The organism is Faecalibacter bovis (genome assembly GCF_017948305.1).
Taxonomy (GTDB): Bacteria; Bacteroidota; Bacteroidia; order Flavobacteriales; family Weeksellaceae; genus Empedobacter; species Empedobacter bovis.
The window spans coordinates 1,690,203-1,706,196 of sequence record NZ_CP072842.1 but is presented as its reverse complement, the minus strand read 5'-3'; the positions used below and the strand labels follow the sequence as shown (position 1 = coordinate 1,706,196).

Below are 15,994 nucleotides of genomic sequence, written 5' to 3'. Positions count from 1 at the left end.
AAAATCCAATGTGTCAAGAATTAATTTCGAAATTCAGCAATTTTGAATTACAATTAGCTGAATTAAAGTTTGCATGTGATGATCCAATCGAAGAATCTAAAAAAGCAATCGCTTTAATTACAGAGTTCTTAGATCAGATCCAAATAATTTTAACTACTCACCAATTTAATTCGTTACAAGATGAATTAGATTATTTCAAAAAAGAGTATCCAAAAATTTACGAGAAATTACACTATTACAAATCTTTAAAAGTAATAGAAGCCAAGAAAGACTCATTTTGTTTAGATGTAAAACAAGAGATTGAAATCTTAGAAGCTGCAAGAGATAGCCTTAAAATCTTTCAAGACCAGGAGATTTTAATGCTATCTTATTGCAACACCAGTTCAATCGAAGAAGAAGAAAAGTTCTTTCTAAGAAACTATTACAAATGGCGTAGAGTAAACTTCCTAACAGCATCTAATGATAGCTATGCCATCAATTCTATTTCTGAAATTATTGGAAAAAGGAATGCAACTCGGAAACTCATTCAACAAATTGATGAAAGATTGTATAAATTGAAAAATCCAAATCAAACATTAATGTCTACACTCAAATGGACAGACAGCAAAGTCAACCTCATCTTATTGATTTATGGATTATATGTTTCTGAATCCATCAATAATGGCGATGTAGAACTCAATCAACTCATCGAAGTGTTTGAAAAAATGTTTAATGTAGATCTAAAGAATTTCCATTCTCAACTCAACGATATCAAAGCCAAAAAAGGGAATCAATTCAAATACATTGATTCATTAAAAAATGGTTTGGATATACGTTTAAATCAATAAATAACAATTATCAACCGTAACATTTTGTTACGGTTTTTTTACACCTATAAATCACCGATAAACAGTACAATTCTAAAAAAACAAAAAAAAATCTTTCTCTACTAGAGCACCACTATAGAAAATCTCACTAAACCTAATAGCAAATTTGTATCAGAAATTAAACCTGACACAAATGAAAAAACTAAAACGCATTCATCCAGAAGACATTCAACAAATCAGAGAAATGATTAATTCTGATTTAAAACAATTTGTAGAAAATAACATCAAAACAAGATGGCTCCGTACAAATGAAGTGTGTGAGCAATTAGGCATATCAATTTCTACCTTAAAACAGATGCGAAGTAATTTACAAATTACATATTCTCGCATTGGTAAAGTTATTTATTATGACATGGAGGACATTCAAAATATACTCGAACAAAATAAGGTCAAACGTTTAAATTGATGATGCTTTCATTTGGTTAGTTGGTTAGGTTAGGCAGGTTTAATTACAACAAAAAAGTAATTATCCTGCCTTTTATTATCCTAAAGCTATCCAAAGCCCTTCGTCATCTCGAGTGATTTTCGTTGCTCTAGCAAAAGAAAATTGTATCGATAAATTAGACATTAATAGAAATGAAAATATTGCCTGAAAATCGCAGACGTTAAGAAAATAAATTGAAGAAGAGATCAGAATGAATTACCGAGCGATAGCGAGCGATTTAATTCATTCCTCGGAATCAATTTAGTTTTAGTCGAAGATTTTAGCAATGTCTTTTTTGGTTCGTTTTTTTGACGAAAAAAATGAACATAAAGTAAATATTAAAATCTGTAATCCTGAACAGGTCACTGAGGCCCTCAAAGTACGGTCCCTGAGGCTCTCGAAGGGAGCGTAGTCGAAGTGTGGTCACTGAGCCTGTCGAAGTTCAGAATCACATCACTAATTACTTATTACTAAAATCTCAATTCTAATATCTAACAAAATGAACTACATCAAAACACTAACACACTTTTATAATCGTATCCAATACGATCCAGAAATTGCTCCTTCTCAAATTGCATTATACCTAGCACTTTTCCAATGCTGGAACAAACACCGTTTCGAGAACCCAATTCATATCATACGAGACGAAGTCATGCGACTAAGTAAAATAACTTCTAAAAGCACTTACCATCGTTCCATGAACATTTTACACAAAAATGGATACATCATTTACGAACCTTCATACAATCCGTACATGGGAAGTAAAGTCTATTTCCAAGATCTATCGAAACCGATATCAAAGGGAAATATAACCGAACCAAAAAAGAATAAGGCTATAAATAATGTGATAGAAACACCCATAAAACAAAGTAGTTCAAATTTCAATAATCCTATAAATACGGCTGTGAGTACACCTAACGAAACACCCATAGAGCCTATATATAAACATATAAACAATAAACTAGAAAACATAAATAGTTTATGTAAGCAAGTTCAAATTCCAAATTTAATTTTTGAAAAAAATGAGAAGAAAAACATAACTAAAAATCGGTCAGCTATTAACACAGAAATAGCCAAAAAAGAAAAAGGTAAAAACCCAAGTCTTCAAGAAGTCATCAACTATTTCCATGAAAAAGAAAACACTTCACTTGAAGCCGAAAAATTCTTTTACTATTTCGAATCCAACGGATGGTTGGTTGGCGGTAAAACGAAAATGAAAAACTGGAAAGCAGCTGCAAATAATTGGATGATTAATGCTTCCCAATACACAACACATTCAAAATTTACAACTCAAAAACCATTAGACACATCCATCAACAAACGATACGACGAACCTTTATAACCAAATTGTAATGCTATGATCAATTATCAAAAACTATTATTTCACCTGGAACAACAGGGACGAAAACATATACACCCGAATTACACTTTTCAAAAAGAAGACTTTCCATACATTGTCCGTTTAGCCGCTTATTTCCTAAACGATGAAGAAAAATGCAAAGAATTACAAATGGATTTAAGTAAAGGAATTTTACTAACCGGACCAATCGGTATCGGAAAAACAACGTGGTTCCGTTTAATGCAACGCATCATGGTAAAAGAACAAAAATTCTTTTACACTACTTGTCGTGATGTCTCATTCGAATTCATCAAAGAAGGCTACAATACCATCGACAAATACAGCAAAGGAATCCCGTTCGATTTCCCAATGAAAAACATTTGCTTCGATGATTTAGGAACAGAAAACAACATCAAATACTTCGGGAACGAATGCAACGTCATGGCAGAAATTATCCTTTCTCGCTACGACCTTTTCATGAACCTCAACATCAAAACCCATATCACCACTAACCTATCAGCATCCGAAATCGAAAAGTATTACACCGAACGTGTCCGTTCACGCCTTCGCCAAATGATGAATGTACTTGCAGTACCTGCCAGTCGAAAGGATAAGAGGAATTAATTAAATCAAAAGATAATAAAAATCTTGGTGTTAAAAACTAAACTATAATAATTCATTAAATTTAGAGTAAACAAATTATCATCAATTGATAATTAACCTAAACCTATTTAAAATTCCCATCTAATATATTAGATGGGAATCCTTAATTATAATTATTTATATAAATATTTTTTTTTTGGCTTACGATAGTTAAACTTAAATTTCTAAACTACCTTCTTTACCTAAATCCATTTTTTCTCCCGATATAGCTGAAGTAGCAACTTTCAAAAGAGTCATTAATTTATTAGTTTTATTATCCCAATAATACGCTTCTTTTGGAACCACTTTTAATATTCTAATATTTGGATCCTCTTTTCCTTTATCAAACCAAACCTCTACAAATTTATTCCAATATTTAGCTATTCTGTCTTGATCTCTTGAAATTGTAGCAATTCCATTGATACTAAGAAATTTGTACGAACCTACATCCGAAAAACTTAAGGAAACTTTAGAATTTGATTCAATAAATTGATGTAACTCACTTTCTGAAGAAAATAGAAACCAAATATTACCTGATTCGTCAACTTCTTGACGGCTCATAGGTACGGTATGGGGATAAAACGATTGATTTGGAAATGCCGAAAACATACAAATATCGATATCACTAATCATATCGCTTAATTTGTCAATAGCATCTTGATTACTTAAATTTTCTGTGCTCATAATTTGGTTGTTTAGTTAATACTGTTGCAAACAATATTCCATAATTAAATTACAAAACTGGAAATCAAGTAAATATATTAATTGAAAAACTATCATTTCATCTCCATCATAAGAGGCTATTACAATGATTGGATGACTACTATAAGGATAAATATTTCCATGAATATCAATAGATACAGTCCCTGTAAATCCATTGATTAAATCTAATTCATGAAATGTTATACCTAATACAACAAGATATATAAAGCACTTCTTTGAATCTAAAGCTCATATGTTTCAAATAGCAAATAATGATACATATACTAACAATAAATTTACAATAGAGGATAAAAAAAATCCTCTAATAAATTTAGAGGATTAAAATAAATAATTGCAAAAAAGCTACTTTTTGATACGAACGTTAACGGCGTTCATACCTCTTTGTCCTTGTTCCAAATCATAAGTCACTACATCATTTTCATAGATAGAATCTATTAATCCTGAATTATGTACGAATATGTCTTTTTTGTTATCTTCTGCTGATATAAATCCGAAACCTTTGGTTTCATCAAAGAATTTTACTGTACCTTCTTTCATTGTATTGTATTTTTTAATTTTTCTAATATTTTATTTATGTATCTCATTTTAATTAACCTAAATGAAATGCACAACTTGTGTTAGGATTAATTGGAATTTTAAACCCTATTAATTTTTGAATATCTCTCAATTCATTTTTTTCATCTCTAGAACAAAACGAAACCGCTTCTCCAAAATTTCCACCACGTCCTGTTCTACCTATACGGTGTACATACGTCTCCGGAACATTTGGCATTTCATAGTTCACTACAAAAGATAAATCATCTATATCAATTCCTCTCGATGCGATATCAGTTGCAATTAAAACAGTAATTCGTTTGCTTTTAAAATCTTCTAATGCACTCTGACGCGCATTTTGTGATTTATTTCCATGAATAGCTCCTGTTTTTACACCTATTTTATTCAGCGTCTTCATTAATTTATCTGCACCATGCTTCGTTTGTGTAAAAACAAGTGATCGTTTAAGTTTTTGACCTCTTAAAATTTCAATTAATAATTCTTCCTTCTTTTTATTTTCAACCATATAAACCGTTTGTGTCACTGATTCCGTTGTAGATGAAATCGGAGATACAATAACTTCTTTGGGTTGTTTCAATATCGTTTTTGCAAAAGTTTTAATTTTATTCGGCATTGTTGCTGAGAAAAATAAAGTCTGACGTTTTTTAGGGATATACTTTAGTAGTTTTTTTATATCATTCACAAATCCCATATCTAACATTCGATCTGCCTCATCCAAAACCAAGATTTCAACTTCATTTAAACGAACATAACCCTGTTCTATTAAGTCTATTAGTCGCCCTGGCGTTGCAATTAAAATATCTACTCCTCGGTTCAATGCTTTAACTTGACCTTGTTGACGAACTCCACCATAAATAGCGATATTCGAAAGGCGTAAATTTCCTTTATATAAATTAAAATTTTCATTGATTTGTACCGCTAATTCTCGTGTTGGTGTTAATACCAATGTGCGAATTGCTTTGGTTTTCTTCGGTGCTTGATGCATCAATTGGATAATTGGTATTGCAAATGCAGCCGTCTTTCCTGTACCTGTCTGTGCACATCCTATCATGTCGTTGCCATTTAGGATCGTGGGAATACTTCTTTCTTGGATTTCTGAGGGTTGGGTGTATCCAGCAGTTTCAATTGCGTTTAATATTGGCTGAATAATGTTTAATTGGTTAAATGTCATAAAATGTATTTACCGAAACCGGTATTATATCGAATAATTGATGAATAATCTAAATTCATTTCAATTAATGATGTTTGCTTTGTTAAATTATTTTCTCGTTCGGTTTATTTTGGATAATAAATAATGAATGTAAAAAGATTCATAATATCATTTTCAACCAAGCGTTATCAATAGCATTGAATTTTGTTCAACTGAACATAGTGTAGAAATATTTACAAATTTTCGAACGTGCATAATCTTCATATTTTTTAAATAAGATTAAAATTATAATGAGCTGAAGAAGCGAAAACTGTAAAGAAATAATAACTGTGCAGAAATTGCAAAGGCAGAACCTTTAAATAATAACTTTGCAAATATAGTGTTATTATTTTAATAAATCCTTAAAAAAAATAAATATAATTTAAAATATTATAAAATTAACCGCTTTTTATTATCGTGTAAGCAATATTTTTAGTTAAAAATCTTATAACATTATATCCTCAAAAATTAGATTTTTGACAGAGTATTTTTAAATTTTATTATCATTATTATTCCACCAAAAGATAAACCTTATAATAGCTAATTATTAAAATTTCAATCAAATTATAAATCATTAGTCTTAAAAAACTGAAGAAGTTTGAAGGATTATAATATTTGAGATTAAGTGGAAAAATCATGAGATGATTTCGGTAAAAGATTCATCTTTCCACTAACGTTCCATTCTGAATGACAAATTCCAAATAAACTAATCCTGGCATTAAATAAACCCGGCATTAAATTCTTGCGTTAAGAAAAATAAGAAGAAAGTCGTTAAAAACAATTTACTGACCGTAGGGAATGATTTAAATTGTTTAGACTTTAGAATTTATTTTTTAGCTAAAGAATTTACAGCCTTGATATTTTGGTTCGTTTTGGATCAAGCAAAATGAACATATAAAACCTTAGCCTTAATCTTTTGATGATTTTTTTATCAAGAGAAAAGTGATAAAGAAATTTAGAATACCTAAGCCACACCGTGGCTTCTCCTTTTAATTTCAAATGTTTTGGATCAAGCCAAATCCGAAGGACTCATGAATACATTATTATCTAATTAAAAAAAACTGATGAATAAAAATGAACATATAAAACCGTAGCCTTGATCTTTTGATGATTTTTTTATCAAGAGAAAAGTGATAAAGAAATTTAGAATACCTAAGCCACACCGTGGCTTCTCCTTTTAATTTCAAATGTTTTGGATCAAGCCAAATCCGAAGGACTCATGAATACATTATTATCTAATTAAAAAAAACTGATGAATAAAAATGAACATATAAAATCGTAGCCTTGATCTTTTGATTACTTTTTTATCAAGAAAAAAGTAATATACCCACGAATAATAATCAACATATCAACACCATATCAAACAAATAATTTGTAAAACTTAGCATATAAACCCCTTCAAAATAATCAAACAAAAAATTAACAATTCCCACGACACCTTGTAGCGTTTATTCTTTTCAATTTTGCAAAATGTTTGCATTAGTTGACTGTAATAATTTCTACGCAAGTTGCGAAAGGGTATTCAATCCTACCCTAATCGGAAAGCCAGTTGTGGTATTATCCAACAACGATGGCTGTGTTGTTGCGCGCTCTAATGAAGCCAAAGCATTAGGCATTCCAATGGGTGCACCAGCTTTTCAGTACGAAGGACTATTCCGACAAAAAGGAGTCAAAGTATTTTCATCCAACTATGCATTATACGCCAGTATGAGCAACAACGTGATGTCCATACTCAAACAACATTGTCCCGAAATCGAAAAGTATTACACCGAACGTGTCCGCTCTCGATTAAGACAGATGATGAATGTGCTTTCTGTTCCTGCGGATAGGAAGGATAAGAGAATCTAAAAATAATTTTATATTCGCATTAAATTATATTTTTAAAAACTTATAAATGAAAAATAAATTACTATTCTTACTTCTATGTGTAGGTTCAATAACTTTTGGACAAAAAAAAGAATATGACAAAAAATTAATTGGTTGTTTTAAAGGATCTGAGCAAAACAAACAAGTAGATGGGATTTCTAAATATTGGATTTCTTGTCGATTTGAAAAAGGATTAAGTGTTCTTAATTTTATAACAATCGATGAAGATGGTGATGTAGAACAATTTACTGAGAATGGAAATTGGTGGACAAATGATGGAAAATATTATGAATACCATAAAACAAGTAACCTAACAGATATTTACACTTACCAAACACTTAAAAATGGTGATATAGCTTTTAAAGCAATAAAGATTATTGGTGAAGATAATAACACATACGAATTTGTTGATTATAAGATTCAAGAAGATTAATAATTAAAGATAAAAATAAACCCAACCTCAACTCCACAGTTGAGGTTTTTTATTTTAATCAATTAGTTTTCAAACAGAAATTAAATGTATATTTATATAAACACTAAACTATATGAGAAACATTTTAATCCTGTTATTCTGCATTTTAACTACACTAACATATGCTCAAGAAACATTTACAGTAAATGATAAAGGAATTATGTCTATTAATCCTAAAATTGTCGAACTTTTACATCATCAAAATAAACCCATAATTAAAAAGAAAATAGAGATCATTAAACAATCCAAAATTTTAGATAAAGAACACATTACTTCGCTGGATGATTATACTAAAGATTTAGAGTTTATACAAGATACCATCCAACTAAATACGTTTTTAGAAACTTTCGAAAACAAATATAGTTCTGATGCACACACTACATTAGGAATGAATTCCATGACAAATTATAGAATTGAACAATACGAAATGCTTATTAACAAATACTATAATAAAGCGCTAGATATTCTTAATCCTAAATTAAAAATAGAATTAGAAACATCACAAAAACTATGGAAAACTTCTAATGATAATGACAACAAATTAATTTACACACTTACAAGTAATAATGGGACTATGTCATACATCTATAGCTCTAAATGGTTAATCCAAAATCTATTAGATAGATTATACTTTTGAGAGACATTTATGTTGGCAAGTTTTACAAAGATGATAACTATTAAAATTCAATGAAATTCTATAAATACAAATCCATCAACATGATTTGAGATAATAGTTTCTAATATTTCAGCATATTGTTTCCTATCTAATTTACATTCCCTAAACGTTAATTGCGATTCTTCAGTTAAAGGTAATTTTATTGATTTAAGTGTCATATAATAAAATTTACAATACATCATAAAATTATATTCTTTTTATAAATAAAACAGTAAAAGATAGTATTTTAGCTTTTCTAATAAACCAAAATGACTATCCAAAACTATATAGAAAACTTAAACCGTCAATACCAAACTGGTAATGCACGCGAACACTCATATCGTGGTGATTTACAAAATTTATTAAAGGCTATTTTACCTGAAGATATATTAGTTACCAACGAACCAGCACGTGTAACTTGTGGTGCTCCCGATTATGTAATTACAAAAGGTAAAGCTAATATTCCTGTGGGATATATCGAAGCTAAAGACATTGGAGTAAAATTAGACAGTAAATCGCTAAAAGAACAATTTGACAGATACCGAAATGGTTTATCCAACTTAATCATTACAGATTATATGCTATTTGATTTTTACCGTGATGGTGAAAAAACAACGAGTATTGCGATTGCAGAGTTAATAGATAGTAAAATTGTTGCGAAACCTGAAAATTTTGATGCATTTACAAGTTTAATTAAAAACTTTGCCGAAACAATTTCTCAAACCATTAAAAGTCCTCAACGTTTAGCCGAATTATTAGCAGGTAAAGCGCGTTTAATGGCAGATGTAATCGAGAAGTCCTTAAATGATGATGATGAACATGAAAGATTATCGGAATTAAAAAATCAAATGGAAACATTCAAACGAATGTTAATTCACGACATCAATAATAAATCATTTGCAGATATCTATGCACAAACCATTGCTTATGGAATGTTTGCCGCACGTTATAACGATCCTACGTTAGAAACATTCTCTCGTTTGGAAGCTGCTAATCTAATCCCCAAATCAAATCCTTTTTTACGTAAACTATTTCAAGATATTGCAGGATTCGATTTAGATGATCGTTTAGTTTGGATTGTAGAAGAATTAGTTTCTATTTTCTTAGCTACCGATGTAGCTAAGATTATGAAGAATTTTGGAAAATCTACGAAGATGGAAGATCCAATTATTCACTTCTACGAAACATTTTTATCAGAATACGACAGTAAATTACGTAAAGCGCGTGGAGTTTGGTACACACCACAACCAGTTGTTAATTTTATTGTACGTGCAGTAGATGATATTCTAAAAGACGAATTTGGATTATCTCGTGGTTTAGCTGATACGTCTAAAACTAAAATCAAAGTAAATACACAAAATCCAGATAAACGTTCTGCTACAGGTTACAAACAAGAGGAACGAGAAATTCACCGTGTACAAATCTTAGATCCTGCAACGGGTACAGGTACTTTCTTAGCCGAAACGGTAAAGCATATTCATTCCAAATTTAAAGGCATGGAAGGAATGTGGCCTAAATATGTAAAAGAAGATTTAATTCCTCGCCTAAATGGATTCGAATTATTAATGGCGTCTTATGCAATGGCGCATCTTAAAATGGATATGTTGTTGCAAGAAACAGGCTATAAGAGTACAGACGACCAACGTTTCCGTATTTTCTTAACCAATTCGTTAGAAGAAGCGCACCCAGATTCAGGTACCTTATTCAGCTCTTGGTTGTCGGACGAGAGTGCACAAGCCAACGCTGTAAAACGTGATACGCCTGTAATGTGTGTTATTGGAAATCCGCCTTATGCTGTAAGTAGTACGAATAAAAATGATTGGATTCAAGATTTAATTTCTGACTACAAGAAAAATCTCAATGAACGTAAAATCAATTTGGATGATGATTACATCAAATTCATTCGCTACGGACAACATTATATCGACAAAAATGGAAGCGGTGTTTTGGCTTATATTTCCAACAATAGCTTCTTAGATGGTATTACTCACAGGCAAATGCGAAAACATTTGTTAGAGAGCTTTGATAAGATTTACATCTTGGATTTACACGGTAATTCTCGAAAATTAGAAACAAGTCCTGATGGTTCAATTGACCAAAATGTATTTGATATAATGGCAGGTGTTTCAATTAATATTTTCGTCAAAACAGGAAAGAAAAAGAAAAATGAATTAGGTCAAGTATATAATTATGATTTATATGGAAAACGAGACTTTAAGTATAAAACATTAACAGAAAATGATTTAAGTTCATTAAATTATTCCAGCATTGAATGTAATTCACCTTATTACTTTTTTGTTCCAAAAAACTTTGAAAGTGCTAATCAATATGATTTAGGGTTTAAAATTGATGAGCTTCTTCCATTTAATAATTCAGGTTTTGAAACAGCGAAAGATAAATTTTTAATCAAATTCAATAAAACAGACATAAAGTCTCTGAAAGAAGACATAGAAAATTTTTCATCTGAGGAAATATCAAGTAAATACAATCTCAAAATCACAAAAGCTAATGAAGTAAAAAGTGATATAGAAAATGCGTACACAATAGAATCGCTTTATCGTCCATTCGACAAAAGATATACCCTAATATCAACGAATAGTAAAGGAGTTATGTTTCGCCCTCGTTTTGATACGGTTAAGCATCTTTTAAAAGAAAATGTAGCTCTTTTATGTTGTAAAAGACAAACATCCTTTGATTTTCAACACGCTTTTATTACAAAAAGTGCAGTAGAAAGATGTTCTGTTTCTTTACAAACAGGAGAAGTGAGTTATGCTTTTCCTCTTTATCTCTACCCAGAAACCAATGGACAACAAACCATTGACCAAACAACAGAAAGACAGCCAAACCTAAATACTGAAATTGTTAACCAAATAGCATCAAAAATTGGCTTAACATTTACAAACGAAAAAGAAACAACAGAAGGGACTTTTGCGCCAATAGATCTATTAGATTATATCTATGCCGTATTACATTCACCAAAATACAGAGAAACTTACAAAGAATTCCTTAAAATCGATTTCCCTCGTGTGCCTTACCCAACAGATCAAAAACAATTTTGGGATTTAGTAGCATTAGGTAAACAAATCCGTGAAATCCATTTATTAGAATCACCTAAAGTAGAAGATTTTATTTCTTCATATCCAGTAGAAGGAACTAACATTGTTGGTAAACCTAAATATGCAGAGGGTAAAGTATATATCAACGATACACAATACTTTGATAATGTACCAGAAGTCGCTTGGAATTTCTACATCGGAGGATATCAACCTGCTCAAAAATGGTTAAAAGACCGCAAAGACATCGAACTTGGTTTCGAGGATATCATGCACTACAATAAAATCATTGTTGCCCTTACCGAAACCGATAGATTAATGAAAGAGATTGATAAAATTGAGATTATTGAACAGAACGAAAAATGAAGCATATCAAGAAAAAGTATCAATTTGAAAGTCTAAAACTTACAGCTAAAAATAATAATTGTTTTGTCTTCATAATATTGTTTTTGGTTATTTAATTGATTGTTATTGTGGTATAAATATTCAAGATATGAAAATCATCCTTATCAATTCTTGAACCATGATTTGATAACAAAATACTCCAAACATTTATATTTTAAAGTTCAGCATTCATTATAAGATAAATTTAAAACGTAAAAATTTCGTTGTTGGAAAGGATGTTGTTAGTTCATTCAACTTTATTCATAAATCTGTTTTATATTTATGAATTCATACTTCTAAAATACAATGCTTATGTCATCACAAACAACTTCAACAGTGGGCAATGAGAATTTCCCAGAGCCCCATGAAAATTTTAAAGGAAATGACCGAATACTGTTCGGGATGATTTTCGGGGTATTGGCCTTTTGGCTTTTTGCTCAAACAACGCTCAATATTGCACCGGTTATGGCGGATGATCTGGGGATAGAAACCAGTATTATGAATATAGCGGTATCCATTACAGCGCTTTTTTCTGGGATTTTCATAGTAGTGATTGGTAATCTTGCCGATAGATGGGGTAGGGTTCGAACCGTTAAATTAGGTTTTGTATTGAGTATTATCGGTTCACTTTTGGTGGGATTAACCCCATCGGGACCGTTGGCAGAAACCTTTTTAATGGCGGGTAGAATTTCCCAAGGACTTTCTGGAGCCTTTATCATGCCTGCGAGTTTGGCTTTGGTAAAAGCATATTGGGATGGTGCAGAACGCCAACGTGCCATTAGTTTATGGTCGATGGGATCGTGGGGTGGTTCAGGATTTGCAGCTCTTTTTGGTGGGATTATGGCTGCCAATGTTGGATGGCGATGGATATTTTTTGCTGCTGTAGCAATTTCCATCATTGGATTCTTGATGATGAGAGGAACGCCTGAAAGCAAAGCGTCTTCAAATAGCAAGTATAAATTCGATATTCCAGGGGTACTTACTTTTATGGTGATGATGATTGGATATCAAGTGGTTGCAACACAAGGCGGAAATTTCGGGTGGACAAGTCCGTTGACTATTGGGATTTTGGTCGTGAGTATTATCGCCACGATAATTTTTATTCAAATGGGTAAGAAAAATCCAAATAGTTTTATTGATTTTAAATTATTTAGAAATATGACTTATACGGGTGCCACAATTTCTAACTTTCTATTGAATGCCACGGCTGGAATTTTAATTATCGCGATGACTTTGATTCAATTGGGAGGAGATTTAACTGCGCAGCAAGCAGGTTTATTAACTTTGGGATACGCAATTTCCATAGTTGCCTTCATTCGAGTGGGCGAAGTACTGCTTAGAAAATTTGGACCAAGAAAACCGATGATTTGGGGAGTATTAATTGTTATTTTATCCATATTTCTCTTGATGCCTACTCATTTTTATTTAGATTCATATCAATGGATGGTGGTCGTAGCGTTCTCATTGTTTGGTGTTGGTTTGGCATTCTATGCAACGCCTTCTACAGATGCGGCGCTTGTATCATTACCAGAAGATCAAATCGGTAGTGGATCCGGTATTTATAAAATGGCATCTTCTTTAGGTGCTTCCTTTGGTGTGGCTATTTCGGCAACTGTTTTAACAGCCTTTTCCGCCAACCCAGAATCAATTCAATGGATCGAAGGTGTGATAAGTTATATCGGAAGACAAGATAATGTTGCGATCCGAGAAGCAGCATTTTTTGCTTTCGGTGTGAATTTAATCATGGCAGTTGCGGCATTGATTTCCATTATGGTTACGATTCCTAAAAAATAAATTTTCAATATTTTTAAAATTTAAATAGATATAATATGAATGATATAGTTCGAAAATTAGAAAAAGATAGAATACAAATAGAAGAATGGTTTGATCACATGCACATGAATCCAGAGCTTTCTATGAAAGAAGAAAAGACGGCGAAATACATAGCGGATTTAGTCAAATCTTGGGGCTTTGAAGTAGAAACGGGTGTGGGTAAATATGGAATTGTAGCTTCGATGACCATAGGAAATAGTGGGAAATCCATTGGCTTAAGAGCTGATTTTGATGCTCTTCCGATTCAAGAGGTGAATGATTTACCCTATAAAAGTACGAAGGAGGGAATTTCTCATCTTTGTGGTCACGACGGTCATACAAGTATGTTGTTAGCAGCGGGGAAATATTTGTCGGAAACTAAAAACTTTGATGGAACCGTGCGATTAATTTTCCAACCAGGAGAAGAAACCATGGAAGGCGGGCCGGCGATGATTCAAGACGGACTTTTCGAACGTTTTCCAGTGGATGCCATTTTTGGAATGCATAATATGCCTGGATTAAAATTAGGGGAATTTTATTTTGCGGACGGAGAAGTCATGGCGGCTGTGGACAATTGGGAAATAGAAATTACAGGAAAAGGAAGTCATGGTGCCATGCCTGAACTTGGCATAGATCCAATCGTAGCGGGTTCTTCATTGGTCATGGCTTTACAGAGCATTGTTTCCAGAAATGTAGCACCTGCCAACAGTGCGGTTGTAACGGTAGGTGCATTTTTATCTGGAAATGCTGGAAATGTGGTCGCGCAATCTGCTATATTAAGACTCTCCATTCGAACGAAAACACCTGAAGATCGTGTTATGGTTTTGGATAATATTCGAACTTTGACGAAGCATCAGGCAGAAAGTTTTGGTTGTAAGCATGAGATTCGTGAGGGAATTCCAGGAGCCGTTTTAGTTAATTCCGTAGAAGAAACAAAAATGGCTTACGAAATTGCACAAGAAGCTTTTGGCGAAGAACAAACACATTATCCAGGTCCTACTTTTTTAGGTTCCGAAGATTTTGCCTTTATGTTACAAAAACGCCCTGGTCATTATTGTTTTCTTGGGAACGGCGATACGCCCATGGTGCATCATCCGGAATTTACTTTTAATAAAGAATTATTGACCAAAGGAGCGGCTTATTGGGTGGCTTTGACAGAGGGGTATTTGAAAAGTTAAATAAGTTTTCCAATATCAATATTTTCGACCAAAATAATTCGAATAATAAAAAATTTAAAGAATTTAATAAGACTAAAATTGTTCCTCTTTCTGTAGAAGAAATTATTGATTCTTTACTTGATAGCTTTGAAGATTAAAAATTTAGATTTTAAATAATTTTAAAAAGACTTTATGAAACATATAAAGTCTTTTTTTTTTATTATCTCTAATTTTAATGAGTCCATTTTTGTTATATTAGTATTTTAATTACCATACTAATTTAAACAATGTCGAACCAACTAAATTTAGGAACTCTGGTTCCTTCATTAATTAACAATAACATAGTACAAGATCAATTAAAAAATTCTACGTTTATAGGAATTGATTTTGGAACCTCTACAACAGTTATTAGTTATACTATAACTGGCGATAATTCAACACCTATCCATTCGGATGTAATGCCTGTTCGTCAAAAGAATTTAGATGGCGGAATTACAGTAAATCATTTAATTCCATCTTGTATAGCTTGGTATAATCAACAATTATATATTGGGCATACAGCAAAAATGCTAAAAAGTAAATTGCAATATGGCCGTAATTTATGGTACTCATTTAAAATGAAGCTAGGCACAGATAATGGTCCTGAATATGTATCGACTGAATTACCACAAGGGGGTGAATATGTAATAGAAAAGCCATTAGATGCAGTTAAAGTATTTGTAAAGTATTTAAAAAATGAAATTGATTATTTTATTAAAGAAAATAATCTACCATCAAAAGTTTTTTATTCTATTAGTATACCTGCATCTTTTGAATCCAATCAGCGTAAAGATTTAAACCAGCTACTAGTTGTAATT

General features: G+C 31.7%; 13 protein-coding genes, 1 pseudogene and 1 CRISPR repeat array (1 of these 15 running past the window's edge). Of the genes and pseudogenes, 10 read left to right on the top strand and 4 right to left on the bottom strand.

Features of this window, described 5'->3' with window-relative positions; genetic code table 11:
* Positions 1-8: 8 nt before the first annotated feature.
* From J9309_RS08220 to J9309_RS08205, 4 genes are all read left to right on the top strand, one after another.
* Positions 9-827 (top strand): RteC domain-containing protein, encoded by an 819-nt coding sequence (locus J9309_RS08220; RefSeq protein WP_230475416.1) that lies wholly within the window; start codon positions 9-11, stop codon positions 825-827.
* A gap of 172 nt (positions 828-999) precedes the next feature.
* Entirely contained in the window at positions 1,000-1,272 is a 273-nt protein-coding gene (locus tag J9309_RS08215) for a helix-turn-helix domain-containing protein (protein ID WP_230475415.1), read from the top strand.
* A 517-nt stretch (positions 1,273-1,789) separates the two neighbouring features.
* A complete protein-coding gene (locus J9309_RS08210) occupies positions 1,790-2,632 on the top strand; it encodes a transcriptional regulator (RefSeq protein WP_230475414.1) in 843 nt (280 codons plus the stop codon).
* Positions 2,633-2,647: 15 nt separating this feature from the next.
* On the top strand, positions 2,648-3,253 hold the full coding sequence (locus tag J9309_RS08205; RefSeq protein WP_230475413.1) for an ATPase: 606 nt from the start codon (positions 2,648-2,650) through the stop codon (positions 3,251-3,253).
* 195 nt (positions 3,254-3,448) lie between these two features.
* On the opposite strand, the gene J9309_RS08200 is transcribed toward J9309_RS08205, so the two are convergent.
* The 3 genes from J9309_RS08200 to J9309_RS08190 form a co-directional block, all read right to left on the bottom strand.
* Positions 3,449-3,955, bottom strand: coding sequence for a pyridoxamine 5'-phosphate oxidase family protein (locus J9309_RS08200; protein WP_230475412.1), 507 nt, complete (start codon positions 3,953-3,955; stop codon positions 3,449-3,451).
* Positions 3,956-4,336: 381 nt separating this feature from the next.
* Positions 4,337-4,531, bottom strand: a complete 195-nt coding sequence (locus tag J9309_RS08195) for a cold-shock protein (RefSeq protein ID WP_230475411.1) — start codon at positions 4,529-4,531, stop codon at positions 4,337-4,339.
* A 52-nt stretch (positions 4,532-4,583) separates the two neighbouring features.
* Positions 4,584-5,720 (bottom strand): DEAD/DEAH box helicase, encoded by a 1,137-nt coding sequence (locus tag J9309_RS08190; protein WP_230475410.1) that lies wholly within the window; start codon positions 5,718-5,720, stop codon positions 4,584-4,586.
* A gap of 1,488 nt (positions 5,721-7,208) precedes the next feature.
* Here J9309_RS08190 and J9309_RS08185 point away from each other — a divergent pair.
* The 3 genes and pseudogenes from J9309_RS08185 to J9309_RS08175 form a co-directional block, all read left to right on the top strand.
* Positions 7,209-7,532: pseudogene (locus J9309_RS08185) on the top strand (Y-family DNA polymerase); the annotation flags it as partial.
* A gap of 100 nt (positions 7,533-7,632) precedes the next feature.
* Positions 7,633-8,037, top strand: coding sequence for a hypothetical protein (locus tag J9309_RS08180; RefSeq protein ID WP_230475409.1), 405 nt, complete (start codon positions 7,633-7,635; stop codon positions 8,035-8,037).
* Positions 8,038-8,149: 112 nt separating this feature from the next.
* Positions 8,150-8,713 (top strand): lysozyme inhibitor LprI family protein, encoded by a 564-nt coding sequence (locus tag J9309_RS08175; protein WP_230475408.1) that lies wholly within the window; start codon positions 8,150-8,152, stop codon positions 8,711-8,713.
* Positions 8,714-8,760: 47 nt separating this feature from the next.
* Here J9309_RS08175 and J9309_RS08170 read toward each other — a convergent pair whose 3' ends face one another.
* Positions 8,761-8,910, bottom strand: a complete 150-nt coding sequence (locus tag J9309_RS08170; protein WP_230475407.1) for a hypothetical protein — start codon at positions 8,908-8,910, stop codon at positions 8,761-8,763.
* A 90-nt stretch (positions 8,911-9,000) separates the two neighbouring features.
* On the opposite strand from J9309_RS08170, the gene J9309_RS08165 reads away from it, so the two are divergent.
* The 3 genes from J9309_RS08165 (at position 9,001) to J9309_RS08155 (ending at position 15,158) form a co-directional block, all read left to right on the top strand.
* Positions 9,001-12,150: a type ISP restriction/modification enzyme gene (locus tag J9309_RS08165; RefSeq protein WP_230475406.1), complete on the top strand. Its 3,150-nt coding sequence runs from the start codon at positions 9,001-9,003 to the stop codon at positions 12,148-12,150.
* Between the two features lie 330 nt (positions 12,151-12,480).
* Positions 12,481-13,962, top strand: coding sequence for an MFS transporter (locus tag J9309_RS08160; RefSeq protein ID WP_230475405.1), 1,482 nt, complete (start codon positions 12,481-12,483; stop codon positions 13,960-13,962).
* 35 nt (positions 13,963-13,997) lie between these two features.
* On the top strand, positions 13,998-15,158 hold the full coding sequence (locus tag J9309_RS08155) for a M20 aminoacylase family protein (protein ID WP_230475404.1): 1,161 nt from the start codon (positions 13,998-14,000) through the stop codon (positions 15,156-15,158).
* A gap of 827 nt (positions 15,159-15,985) precedes the next feature.
* Positions 15,986-15,994: a CRISPR direct-repeat array (repeat unit 47 nt) (it continues 346 nt past the right edge of the window).

Bases quoted from the DNA above. Each gene is read 5' to 3' on its own strand.
- J9309_RS08220 (WP_230475416.1), top strand. From the start codon at position 9: ATGTGTCAAGAATTAATTTCGAAATTCAGCAATTTTGAATTACAATTA.
- J9309_RS08180 (WP_230475409.1), top strand. From the start codon at position 7,633: ATGAAAAATAAATTACTATTCTTACTTCTATGTGTAGGTTCAATAACT.
- J9309_RS08170 (WP_230475407.1), bottom strand. From the start codon at position 8,910: ATGACACTTAAATCAATAAAATTACCTTTAACTGAAGAATCGCAATTA.
- J9309_RS08215 (WP_230475415.1), top strand. From the start codon at position 1,000: ATGAAAAAACTAAAACGCATTCATCCAGAAGACATTCAACAAATCAGA.
- J9309_RS08195 (WP_230475411.1), bottom strand. From the start codon at position 4,531: ATGAAAGAAGGTACAGTAAAATTCTTTGATGAAACCAAAGGTTTCGGA.
- J9309_RS08205 (WP_230475413.1), top strand. From the start codon at position 2,648: ATGATCAATTATCAAAAACTATTATTTCACCTGGAACAACAGGGACGA.
- J9309_RS08210 (WP_230475414.1), top strand. From the start codon at position 1,790: ATGAACTACATCAAAACACTAACACACTTTTATAATCGTATCCAATAC.
- J9309_RS08160 (WP_230475405.1), top strand. From the start codon at position 12,481: ATGTCATCACAAACAACTTCAACAGTGGGCAATGAGAATTTCCCAGAG.
- J9309_RS08200 (WP_230475412.1), bottom strand. From the start codon at position 3,955: ATGAGCACAGAAAATTTAAGTAATCAAGATGCTATTGACAAATTAAGC.
- J9309_RS08190 (WP_230475410.1), bottom strand. From the start codon at position 5,720: ATGACATTTAACCAATTAAACATTATTCAGCCAATATTAAACGCAATT.
- J9309_RS08175 (WP_230475408.1), top strand. From the start codon at position 8,150: ATGAGAAACATTTTAATCCTGTTATTCTGCATTTTAACTACACTAACA.
- J9309_RS08155 (WP_230475404.1), top strand. From the start codon at position 13,998: ATGAATGATATAGTTCGAAAATTAGAAAAAGATAGAATACAAATAGAA.
- J9309_RS08165 (WP_230475406.1), top strand. From the start codon at position 9,001: ATGACTATCCAAAACTATATAGAAAACTTAAACCGTCAATACCAAACT.